Raw genomic sequence first — 11,011 nt, forward strand, 5'->3', positions numbered from 1 at the left:
TTCGTCTCTCTCATCCGATCAGGAGCTTAGATCAATGGATAATGCAAACATAGAAACACAAGCAGAAGAGCAAGGAGAAAAAAATAAATCAAAATCAAAAAGTTCTAGAAAATCTGCATTAGATTTTAGAAAGTATACTAAACAAATCTGGTTGGCAGGTTTGGGTGCTTTTTCACGTGCCGAAGAAGAAGGGAACAAACTATTTGACTCATTAGTCAAAGTAGGGGAAGAGTTAGAATCCAAAACAGGTGATTTAGCAGATACAACTGTTGGTAAAGTAACCGAAAAAGCAAAAGAGTCGGTTTCTGATACAAAAGACAAGGTCGAGAAAATTTTAGATACGAGTGTAAACCACTCTTTAAATAGAATTGGCTTGGTCACTCCGAAGGATTTACAGCACATTGAACAACTCCTAGTTCAACTGCATATAAAGGTAGATGCTTTAATTGAAGAAAATCAGAAATTGAAGGCAAAATTGAATGAAAAGTAAAAAAATGTAGGGATTTAGCAAATATATAACAGTTTTTTAGCATTTATTTTTGCTAAAAGCTCTGCTCTAGTATTGCGTTTTCCCCCAAAGCATTGCTATAAAGGCGTCATGGCCTTTTAAACTATAGCCTTGGACCTTAAACAAACGATATTAAGAGGATGTTTTATTCATGAATAAATCAGAATTAATCGATGCAATTGCTGAAAAAGGGGGAGTATCTAAGACTGATGCAGGCAAGGCACTCGATGCGACAATTGCGTCAATTACTGAAGCACTTAAAAAAGGTGACACAGTAACTTTAGTTGGTTTTGGTACTTTCAGTGTTAAAGAACGTGCTGCACGTACTGGTCGTAACCCTAAAACTGGTGAAGAGCTTCAAATTAAAGCAACAAAAGTACCTAGCTTTAAAGCTGGTAAAGGTCTTAAAGATTCAGTTGCTTAATCTTTTAAGATGATTAAACGCGCCAATATAGGCGCGTTTTTTATTAAAAATCTGAATTGACCAATATTGCTCATTCATTCATTGTGGTTTTTCAGTTAAAATTCTCCTCGAAATAAAATATTGGAATACTTATGGAATCGTTTCGTACAGTCATTAAGGGTTGGCTCGGCAAAGTCCTTTTAGTTTTGTTTTTGACCCCTTTAGCGCTTGTAGGTATTGAAGGATATTTTAATAGGGGAAACAAGGCAGATGTCGCAAAAACTGTAAATGGACAGGACATATCAAAAAAAGACCTTGAAACTTTAACGCAAAGGTATAAAGAACAATATTTAGCTGCTGTAAAGGGTGATGAAAGTTTACTTAATTTACCGGTAATTCAAGCCAAAGCTCTTGATATATTGGTATCCCGTAATTTGCTCATTCAACAAGCTGAAAAATTAGGTATTTCTTTAAGCAATGCTCAAATCGAGCAAATGTTAGCTCAGCAGCCAAGTTTGCAAGAAAATGGCCAGTTTTCACAAAAATTATATGAAAATTATTTGCGTTCGATTGGCATGACAAGTGAAGGTTTAATTGCTAGCTTACGTCAAGATCACGCTTTAAAAATGTTGACTTCAACTTTTGCAGATTATTCTTTAGTGAGTAAAGTTGATTTAATGCAAATTGCGAATTTGCAAACTGAACAGCGTACATTGCATTTGGCTAGTATTAAGTTAGACCCTTATAAAGCTGGTTTAACTGCATCGGACCAAGAGGCTACTGATTACTACAACAAACATCAGAATGAGTTTAAACAGCCTGCTTCTGTTGATGTAGATTATGTCGTTTTATCTCCGTCTTTAATGGCTAAGCCAGCTCCAGCAACAGATGCCGAGCTTAAACAAGCTTATGCAAAGTTTGTAGAAACTCAGCAAAAAGATGCTAAACGCATAGTGAAACATATCCTTATTACGACAGACGCTCGTGATGATGCCGCAGCTCAAAAACTTGCTAAAGATGTATATGCAAAAATTCAGGGTGGACTTTCATTTGCTCAAGCAGCAGCTCAGTTCTCTGAAGATCCAACTTCTAAAACGAAAGGTGGATTAGTTGAAGCATATGCACCTGGTGTTTTTTCTGATGCATTTGATAAAACTGTTCTAAGCTTGAAAAATGGTCAAATTTCTCAGCCAGTAAAAACACAATATGGCTATCATATTATTGAAGCGGAGACTCAGGCGAACCAAATTCCTTCATTTGAAGCTGAGAAACCACGTTTAATTGCAGAAGTTGAAAAGAATAAAGTTGCTTCTGTTTATTCAGATACCGTAAATAGTTTGAACGAAACGATTGTTGGTAATGATTCTTTAGATGCTGTTGTACAGCAGGTTAAAGGTACAAAAATCGAATCATTAAATGGTGTAACTTTAGCTACTCAAAATCCATATTTAAGTGATCCTAACGTAAAAATTAAATTGTTTAATGATGATGTGAAAAATGGCGATCGTAATGCTTCATCTAATATTCAATTAGCGAACGGAGATACTGTTTGGGTTAAAGTACGTGACTATCATGCGGCTGGTGTTAAACCACTTGCCCAAGCAATGAATGAAGTAAAAGCTAAAGTAATTGATGAGAAAGCACGTAAAGCAGCTCAAGCGAAAATCGCTACAATGCTGACAGAATTCAAAACTCAGCCAGCTGAACAAGTTGTCGCGAAAAATAAAGTTGCTTTTGAATCAGCGGGTGTATTTACTCGTTCACAAGGTTTAAAACGTGCAATTGAGCGTGCAGCATTTAGTGTTCCTGCGCCAAAACCAGGTATGTGGTCTGTAACTATCGCGAACTTACCAAATGAGTTAGTGGTTGTGGCTGTTTCTAATGTAAATTCAGCTGCTGTTAACGCTATGCCTGCTGATCAGTTGCAACAATTAAAACAGCTTTACCGCCAATCTCGTGGTCAACAGATACTTGAAGATTACAGCGAATACTTAAAGTCACACGCTAAAATCAAATAAAATCTATGTAATAAAAAAAGCGCTTCGGCGCTTTTTTTATTATTCATCGAGATTAGTACCAATATAATTTTGTCTATATTGTTTAGGTGATAAATCAAATACTCTTTTAAATGCCTGACTAAATGCGGTTTCGGAAGAATAGCCCACTTTATTTGAAATTTGTTGTATTGATAAATTACTTGTGCGTAGATATTGGCTAGCTAAGCGGAAGCGATAATGCTGTAAATAAGTAAGAGGTGGTTCACCAATAATACTATTAAAAAGATTGGCAAACTTAGATCGTGACATGCAGCATTGTTCAGCTAATGATTCAACAGTCCAGCTTATTTCAGGTTGACTATGAATTGCGGATAAAGCATTACTTAATTCAGGATGTGTGAGGGCACCTAACCAATTTTGTTGATCTGACATTTGTTGAATATGATCACGAATACATTCAATTAAAAGAATACTGACTAAGTGATCAATAATTTTGTCATGACCTGGTTGGATTTTTTGTGTTTCGACCGCTAAAAAGTAGAGACCTATTTGCAACCATTCAGGAGGAGTGGCTTGGTTCTCATGTTGAATATGCATAATAGAGGGTAATGCATTAATAAGTGGCCCTGCCATATAAGTATCGACTTGACAGCGCAAGCAGAGTAATAGGGTATTTTCAGATGTTGATGAGCCTAACTCAATTGGATCGTGGCGATGTCCATTAAATAATGGGGTAATATCGACTGGATCTACAAGTTTACTCGCAGTAGCTTTTGAGTCTGTAGCATGATGCGCTTTTCCAGAAGGAATTAAAATAATATCTCCAGCTCTTGCTGTTATTTTCTCTGACACATTTAATTGGATATATACAGAACCCGTTAAAACGATATAAGCCAGTAAAGCAGATTGATCTTGTGTTTTAAAAGCCCATTCACCTTGTGCTTTTATATAAATATATTCAGACTTATTTAAGTGGATATCATCAAAAAATTTACTTAGTGCATCCATGTTTACGTGATCAATCATTATTTTAATAAAATTATAGTGAGCTATAAGAATAGATCAACATGTGTTTTTAGGACAAAAAAGTGGAAGAAAATGCCAAAGACTTTGAAATAGGTTTTTTGGACGGTTACAACTGTTAAGAAAATAGTATTTCTTTAACTATATAGATATATAGAAAAAGGAAATATGACTATGAATGCACCAGTAAATGTTCAGCAAGAACTTATGCCAGTGCCAGCGTCTATGCGTGAGATAGATCGTAAGCGCTATTTATGGATGATTAGTCCGGCTCTACCTGTAATTGGTTTAGGTATTTTAGCTGGATACCATTTTGGTCCACGCCCATTAAAGAAAGTATTTGCTTTAGGTGGCCCACTTTTATTACACGTTGTGATTCCTGCAATTGATACAATTATTGGTAAAGATGCGCGTAATCCAACCGATGAAGAAATTAAACTTCTTGAGAAAGATCCATATTATTCGCGTTTGGTAAAAAGTTTTATTCCATTACAGTATGCGGCAAATATTTATGCATGTTATTTAACAAGCCTTAAAGATACTTCATTTATTGACAAAATTTTGCTTGGTATTTCCATGGGTGCCATTAATGGTATTGCGATTAATACAGCCCATGAATTAAGTCATAAACATGATCGTATAGACCATATTTTATCTCATCTTGCTTTAGTGCCTACAGGTTACAACCATTTCCGTATTGAGCATCCATATGGCCATCATAAGCGTGCAGCTACTCCTGAAGATCCGGCATCTTCACGTATGGGTGAAACATTCTATGAATTTTGGCCACGTACTGTTATCGGTTCTTTTAAATCAGCAATTGAAATTGAGAAAAATCGTTTAAAACGTAAAGGTAAAGAGTTTTGGTCACTCGATAATGAATTGCTGCAAGGCTGGGGTATGAGTGCTGCTTTCCATGCTTCTATGGTAGGAATTTTTGGTAAAGGTACGATTCCTTATTTAGCAACACAAGCATTTTACGGGATTAGTCTATTCGAAATTATTAACTATATTGAACATTATGGCTTATTGCGTCAGAAAAAAGAAAATGGTCAATATGAACGTACAATGCCAGAGCATAGCTGGAATAATAACAATGTAGTGACCAACTTATTCTTATATCAGTTACAGCGTCACTCAGATCATCATGCTTATCCAACTCGTCCATTCCAAGCGTTACGTCATTTTGATGAAGCACCAGAGTTGCCAAGCGGCTATGCAAGTATGCTACTACCAGCAATGATTCCTTCATGGTGGTTTAAAATGATGGATAAGCGTGTATTTGATCACTACAAAGGGGATTTAAACAAAGCAAATATTTCACCAAAACGTCGTGCAAAAATCTTCAAAAAATTTGGTGTAGTCGATAAGTCCTTAGAAGCTACACAGGCTGAATAATTAAAAAATATATTCCTGAAATACCGAACCCTCTAATCATGTGATTAGAGGGTTTTATTTTTGCCGATAAATCATAGTGCTAAAAAGCAAGGAAGTTAAAAAACTCCCTTGCAATATTTCTATTTTAGTTCACTTGAAGATTTTCCAAGCTCACGTCGAGCAATAATAAGTTGCTGGATTTGTTGAGTACCTTCAAAAATATCAAGAATTTTTGAATCACGTGCCCACTTCTCAAGTAGTTCATCTTCGTTATAGCCAACACTTGCTGCTAACTCGACACACTTCAAAGTGATTTCATTGCCTACACGACCTGCTTTTGCTTTAGCGATGGAAGCTTCTTTTGAGTTTGGTTTTTTGTTGTCTGCCATCCAGGTGGCTTTCAGCATAAGTAACCGTGCAGCTTCCCATTCGGCTTCCATTCGGTAAATTTGTGCAGCAAGGTTGGAAGTTTGCAAATATGGAGTCGAGTAATTAGGGTCTAACTGGTCTTTAAAAATTTCTTTAATACGCTCTAAAGAAGCCTTGGCACAGCCAATTGCCATTGCTGCGACTAATGGACGTGTATTATCAAAGGTTTCCATTACACCGGCAAAACCTTTTGCAACATCAATTTCAGGGTTACCGAGCAAGTTTTCAGCCGGAACACGACAGTCAGTAAAACTAATAACGGCTGTATCAGAAGCTTTGATACCTAACTTATGTTCAAGTCGTTCAACCTTCATTCCGGGTGTACCCTTAGGCACTACGAATGACTTGATTGCTGCACGTCCAAGTTTTCGGTCAAGTGTAGCCCATACAACTACCGAGTCCGCACGTTCACCAGAAGTTACGAAAATCTTTTCACCATTTAAAATATAGTCATTGCCATCTTTAGTTGCCGTAGTACGGATCGCAGCAGAATCAGAACCACAACCCGGCTCGGTAATGGCCATAGCTGCCCAAGTACCTTTAAAACGTTCTAGTTGCTCATCATTTGCGACCGCGGCAATTGCAGAGTTTCCTAAACCTTGACGTGGCATGCTGAGTAATAGCCCAGTATCGCCATAACACATTTCAATGATGCCTAACGCTGTTGACATGTTGGTTCCATTACGGATTCCTTCATTATCAGTTTCACCACGTTTTCCTGCGCCGGCAGCCCCTGCATTAATTCCTTCACCACCTTCATTCATGCCATCAATGAGTGAAGCAAGCATATCCAGCTCTTTCGGATAAGCATGTTCTGCTTTATCGTATTTACGGGAAATAGGGCGTAAAACATTGATCGCAACATCATGTGCCTGATCAATCATCATTTTGAATTTTTTGGGATTTTGTAAATTCATGAAAATATCCTCTGATTGATCTTAAGCATGTAGGCCAGAATGTAAAATTGCGGTTGCACGTAAATCACGATACCAACGTTCAACAGGGTGTTCTTTTGTAAACCCATGACCACCTAAAATTTGTACGCCATCTGTTCCTATTTTCATGGATTTTTCTGCGCAAAGAATGCGAGCTAAATATGCTTCACGATGGAATGGTTTACCTGCTTCGGCAAGACTTGCAGCATTTAGAATTAGCATGCGCATAGCATCAATTTCAATTGCCATATCTGCAATCATGAATGCGACACTTTGACGATGTGAAATTGGTTCTCCGAAAGCCGTTCGCTCATTGGCATATTTAATACAATATGCTTTTACAGCTTCACAGGTTCCTACTGCCATTGCACACCACATTAAGTTGCCTAAATCTAAAAAGGCGGTGTAATCAAAATCTGTTGCACCTAGTCGTAGAGCGGGTGTATGGCTGAATTTTAAAGTAGCTGTCTCTGTTGCTTTGAGGCCCATAGCAGGGGTACTTTTAATAGAAATGGTATCGCCAGCTTGTACTACAAATACATCCGGCTTGCCATTAAAGTCCGCACTCACCAAGAACACATCAGCCAAATCTCCTAAAATGACTAATGTTTTTTCACCCTCTATAAAATATTGATCATTTTCAAGAGAAGCTTTTGTTTTTAAAACATAAGGGTTAAATGCTGGAGTAGCTTCTTGTACAGCGAAAGTGGCGGTAATGTCGGAGTCTTCTGCAAAGCAAGGTAAATACATTGACTGAACTTCAGTAGAACCCCAACGTGTAATGGTATTAATAACACTAAACGTACTTAAGAGCCCTGCTGTAAGACTAAAATCACCTTCAGCTAGTTTTTCAGCAATCAATAAGTTACTTACAATATTTTGTTCAGCGGCGACACCACCTAGTGCTTCTGGAAGAGCGTAATAGTTTAATCCTAAATCTTCTACATATTGCCAAAGGCTTTCTGGAAATTGAGCTGTCTGATCAGCATCATGAGCTAATCCCAATAAAACTTCTTGAGCAAATTGAGACATTGCCTCTGAAGTCATTTGTTGTTCTTCAGTTAGGCTTAAATCAAATAGGTTTTTCTTCTGTTGACGCAGGCGTTGTTGGGGAATTTGCTTAGGTTTAAATGCTTTCTGAGTCTGACTTAATGCTCTAAAACCAGCTTTTGAACCTTGGTAAAGAGACCTTTCAAGAAATTTACGTAGTTTGAGTTGATCAAGTACATCGCTTCCAGCTAGTTTTGTGATCAGCGATAAACCCAACCCTTGGGCTTTATTGATCATATTTGTCATGATTATGGTGTCCTAACACATTGTTATTGTTTTATGCTGACACGCTGTATAAGAAAAAACTATGTCGTTGCTGACATTCAAAAAATGAGTAGATAAATGGTAAAAGCAAAATAGGTTTTGGTTTATGTTTCTGATTTCAAAAAATAAAATAAATTTTTAAAAAGAACTATTTTGATTGGATTGACTAGAATGACACGGAGTCATTCTAGTCTTAATAATATTAAGCAAAGTTACGAATCATACGTCGTACATTTGTTTTGGCATCAATAACAGTCATAAATGTATATGCGCCAATAAACTTACGGCTAATAAACATAAATTCTTTTGGAGGAACCGAGAAATATCGAGACGCCATTGATTTGCTTGCTTGCTGCATAACACGACTATGTAACTGGCTCTTTTTCCAGTCATAACGTTCATGTTCATCCATCAGCCCAGCTGGCATATCTGGATTATTTGCAGGGGTACTGAATGCTTCTGTCGCAAGTAAAAAGACATCGGCCATGCCGGGTTTAATACTTTCAGGCATTGCATCGAAAAACTCATATCCAGTCATTGCTTGAACCATCGCATGTTTATCATGCTGATAACCCGCTTGTATAAGATTGCGTGCAACTGAGAGTAAATGTTCATCGAACTGACGGATCGCACCAAAGTCTAATAGTACAATTTTATCCTGAATGTCTTGGCCATTACCTAAACGAACAAGGTAGTTACCAAAGTTAGGGTCAGTTTGCATTTCACCCCATTCAAAAATCTCACGAACTGCAATCTCTAGTGAAGCTTCACCGAGTTGATTGCGACGTTCTTGAGGAAGGGAAAGCATGACTGGACTATTAATTGGCACGCCACGTTCAAAGGTCATACATAAGACTTGATCGGTACAGTATTCATCTACAATTGTAGGGACGATATAGCGCTCATCATCTTTTAAACGCTCAGCAAAGCGACGTGTTGTGGCTGCCTCTACGTGATAATTGACTTCACGATGCATCATTTCACGTACTTCATCGAACCACTGATCAAACTCACGAGTTTGAGGGACCATACGTGTAAGCTTAAGCATGTTTTTAAACAGGCTCATATCGGAGTCAATTGCATTCGCAACACCAGGGTATTGAATTTTTAAAACTAACTCTAAACCGTCTGACTTACGTGTTGCGCGATGAACTTGTGCCAGAGAAGCCGTACCGATAGGCTCATGGTCAATTGTTAGATCATTTAACTTAGAACCTAATTGTTCTTGTAAATGAGGTTTAATTGCTGGCCAGTCTAAAGCAACAGTTTGGTTATTTAAGGTATTTAAAGCTTGAGTAATTTCTTCAGGTAAAAAATGTTCACCATAAAGCGCCATCATTTGGCCAATCTTGACAATAGAACCTTTTAGTTTGCCAATTTCAGAAACAAGATAATTAGCTTGCTCGCTCATTGCCTTTTTACGCTTCTTCTCTTTTTCTTCTTCACTAGAAAAGAGGGAAGAGGCACTTGCAGTAGCCCAACGTGTTCCTGCCAGTAAAGAAGCTTTCGCGATTGATAAGCGTCGATCCATGGAAGAAGTTTTTAAACTCTTAAGCTTATCGTTCTGATTTGACATGAAAATAGAATCCTATGCGCATCATGCAGCCAAACGCTGGTGATCTAAAATTGTAACGAATATTACATGTTTTGAACGTATTAAAATAGTTCCCTCAGACTGAATGGTGAGTTGAAAGTCTCATTTTAGATTTTAATTTTCTAAAAATAGCCTAAGCGTTAGAGAGAAAATTAAAATATCCACCACTCAGAAAAATAAACCACTATAAAACGTCGTATCAGATGCTAACCGTAAAATTACATTTTAAACTGAATTTTCAATTCAGCCTTTTGCATTAAATGCATACGATTAGCTTGAATATGTTGAATAACCATTTGCTTGACGGAATCATGCATAAAACCAAGCGCATGAGCCTTTACAATAACGATGCTAGGCAGTGTATAGAAAAAGTACTTAACATCATCAAAAGTCGCATTATTAAAAATGCCTTGTTCGATTAAGGTCTGCTGTAAAAATTGCTTTTCATTTAATACATGATCTGAAGACTCATCCCAAAAACGGTGACGCATTGCCATCAGATTATTGTGTTTGTAACTCATAAATTCGCCAGTTCAGACTTTAAATCTCAACTAAATATATTGGAGTCATCTACTCAATATCAAGTTTAGATTGTTTTTTGTTCGGTGTAGGTTTGATTTTTCATGTAAATGATGTAAATAGCCTAAGCAAATTTTAAACTTTTCTTAAAATAAATATAATCAATATCATTTCATTAAAATTTAAACTCCTATGACTCCTGCATGTAGACTGTTAAAAAGTAACAAAATCGAATTTTCTATCCATGAGTATGAACATGACGCAAATGCTAAAAGTTTTGGCTTAGAAGCTGCGGAAAAATTAAACCTTAATGTAAATGAGGTGTTTAAAACACTTCTGGTTACCTATGAGAAAAATTATTTTGTTGCGGTTATACCAGTTAACCATCAACTCAATTTAAAAAAAGTAGCTACGGCAGTAGGGTGTAAAAAACTACAGATGGCAAATCCTAAAGATGCCGAACGGTTAACAGGGTACTTAGTGGGCGGAATTAGTCCTTTAGGCCAAAAGAAACGTTTGAAGACAGTAATTGATGCCTCTGCGCAAGAGCTCAGCAAAATTTATGTAAGTGGTGGTAAGAGAGGGTTAGATATTGGTGTAAATCCTAAAGATTTAGCACAAATATTAACGGCGCAATTTGTAGACGTACTTGATTAAATTTATGAAAAGAGGACTACTTATTAATTTAAGCAGGAGTGGGTTGGCTCAAGTCGGGTTTTATAATGAAAACCTATTGTAAATGAGAATATTATCATTTAATACTATTGTTAAATTTAGTGAAGAAATTTACATTAAGTAGTCACTCTTAGAATAAACATATTTAATTTCAAAAAGTTATTAAAAAAATAAAAATTATTCAGTATGTTGAATAATGAAATGATAATAATTATCATTAATATTATTCTTAGCCTT

10 protein-coding genes are annotated in these 11,011 nt (G+C 36.7%); 5 read left to right on the forward strand and 5 right to left on the reverse strand.

What is annotated here, in order from left to right:
* The first annotated feature begins 34 nt into the window (after positions 1–34).
* From EG365_RS16980 to EG365_RS16990, 3 genes are all read left to right on the forward strand, one after another.
* Positions 35–490 (forward strand): phasin family protein, encoded by a 456-nt coding sequence (locus tag EG365_RS16980; protein WP_000368000.1) that lies wholly within the window; start codon positions 35–37, stop codon positions 488–490.
* 169 nt (positions 491–659) lie between these two features.
* On the forward strand, positions 660–932 hold the full coding sequence (locus EG365_RS16985) for an HU family DNA-binding protein (protein ID WP_001043034.1): 273 nt from the start codon (positions 660–662) through the stop codon (positions 930–932).
* A 131-nt stretch (positions 933–1,063) separates the two neighbouring features.
* Positions 1,064–2,929, forward strand: coding sequence for a SurA N-terminal domain-containing protein (locus tag EG365_RS16990; protein WP_000443441.1), 1,866 nt, complete (start codon positions 1,064–1,066; stop codon positions 2,927–2,929).
* A 39-nt stretch (positions 2,930–2,968) separates the two neighbouring features.
* On the opposite strand, the gene EG365_RS16995 is transcribed toward EG365_RS16990, so the two are convergent.
* On the reverse strand, positions 2,969–3,916 hold the full coding sequence (locus EG365_RS16995; RefSeq protein WP_000339569.1) for an AraC family transcriptional regulator: 948 nt from the start codon (positions 3,914–3,916) through the stop codon (positions 2,969–2,971).
* A gap of 189 nt (positions 3,917–4,105) precedes the next feature.
* On the opposite strand from EG365_RS16995, the gene EG365_RS17000 reads away from it, so the two are divergent.
* The gene (locus EG365_RS17000; RefSeq protein WP_000993538.1) at positions 4,106–5,329 is read left to right on the forward strand and encodes an alkane 1-monooxygenase; all 1,224 of its coding nucleotides are present in this window, start codon (positions 4,106–4,108) and stop codon (positions 5,327–5,329) included.
* Between the two features lie 119 nt (positions 5,330–5,448).
* Here the strand turns inward: EG365_RS17000 and EG365_RS17005 are convergent, their stop codons facing one another.
* From EG365_RS17005 to EG365_RS17020, 4 genes are all read right to left on the reverse strand, one after another.
* A complete protein-coding gene (locus EG365_RS17005) occupies positions 5,449–6,654 on the reverse strand; it encodes an acyl-CoA dehydrogenase family protein (RefSeq protein WP_001053235.1) in 1,206 nt (401 codons plus the stop codon).
* 21 nt (positions 6,655–6,675) lie between these two features.
* The gene (locus EG365_RS17010) at positions 6,676–7,959 is read right to left on the reverse strand and encodes an acyl-CoA dehydrogenase family protein (protein ID WP_002000226.1); all 1,284 of its coding nucleotides are present in this window, start codon (positions 7,957–7,959) and stop codon (positions 6,676–6,678) included.
* A gap of 229 nt (positions 7,960–8,188) precedes the next feature.
* Positions 8,189–9,562 (reverse strand): ABC1 kinase family protein, encoded by a 1,374-nt coding sequence (locus tag EG365_RS17015; RefSeq protein ID WP_000070798.1) that lies wholly within the window; start codon positions 9,560–9,562, stop codon positions 8,189–8,191.
* Between the two features lie 236 nt (positions 9,563–9,798).
* A complete protein-coding gene (locus EG365_RS17020) occupies positions 9,799–10,101 on the reverse strand; it encodes a hypothetical protein (RefSeq protein ID WP_000120631.1) in 303 nt (100 codons plus the stop codon).
* A 190-nt stretch (positions 10,102–10,291) separates the two neighbouring features.
* Between EG365_RS17020 and ybaK the strand changes: the two genes are divergently transcribed.
* Positions 10,292–10,756 (forward strand): Cys-tRNA(Pro) deacylase, encoded by a 465-nt coding sequence (ybaK, locus tag EG365_RS17025; protein ID WP_000186523.1) that lies wholly within the window; start codon positions 10,292–10,294, stop codon positions 10,754–10,756.
* Positions 10,757–11,011 lie beyond the last annotated feature (255 nt).

The sequence above is a fragment of the Acinetobacter sp. FDAARGOS_494 genome, assembly GCF_003812225.1.
GTDB classification, from domain to species: Bacteria; Pseudomonadota; Gammaproteobacteria; order Pseudomonadales; family Moraxellaceae; genus Acinetobacter; species Acinetobacter baumannii.

What these genes read in the sequence shown, in the direction of transcription:
- EG365_RS17020 (WP_000120631.1), bottom strand. Translation starts at nt 10,101, where the DNA reads ATGAGTTACAAACACAATAATCTGATGGCAATGCGTCACCGTTTTTGG.
- EG365_RS16980 (WP_000368000.1), top strand. Translation starts at nt 35, where the DNA reads ATGGATAATGCAAACATAGAAACACAAGCAGAAGAGCAAGGAGAAAAA.
- EG365_RS16990 (WP_000443441.1), top strand. Translation starts at nt 1,064, where the DNA reads ATGGAATCGTTTCGTACAGTCATTAAGGGTTGGCTCGGCAAAGTCCTT.
- EG365_RS17015 (WP_000070798.1), bottom strand. Translation starts at nt 9,562, where the DNA reads ATGTCAAATCAGAACGATAAGCTTAAGAGTTTAAAAACTTCTTCCATG.
- EG365_RS17010 (WP_002000226.1), bottom strand. Translation starts at nt 7,959, where the DNA reads ATGATCAATAAAGCCCAAGGGTTGGGTTTATCGCTGATCACAAAACTA.
- EG365_RS16995 (WP_000339569.1), bottom strand. Translation starts at nt 3,916, where the DNA reads ATGGATGCACTAAGTAAATTTTTTGATGATATCCACTTAAATAAGTCT.
- EG365_RS17000 (WP_000993538.1), top strand. Translation starts at nt 4,106, where the DNA reads ATGAATGCACCAGTAAATGTTCAGCAAGAACTTATGCCAGTGCCAGCG.
- EG365_RS17005 (WP_001053235.1), bottom strand. Translation starts at nt 6,654, where the DNA reads ATGAATTTACAAAATCCCAAAAAATTCAAAATGATGATTGATCAGGCA.
- ybaK (WP_000186523.1), top strand. Translation starts at nt 10,292, where the DNA reads ATGACTCCTGCATGTAGACTGTTAAAAAGTAACAAAATCGAATTTTCT.
- EG365_RS16985 (WP_001043034.1), top strand. Translation starts at nt 660, where the DNA reads ATGAATAAATCAGAATTAATCGATGCAATTGCTGAAAAAGGGGGAGTA.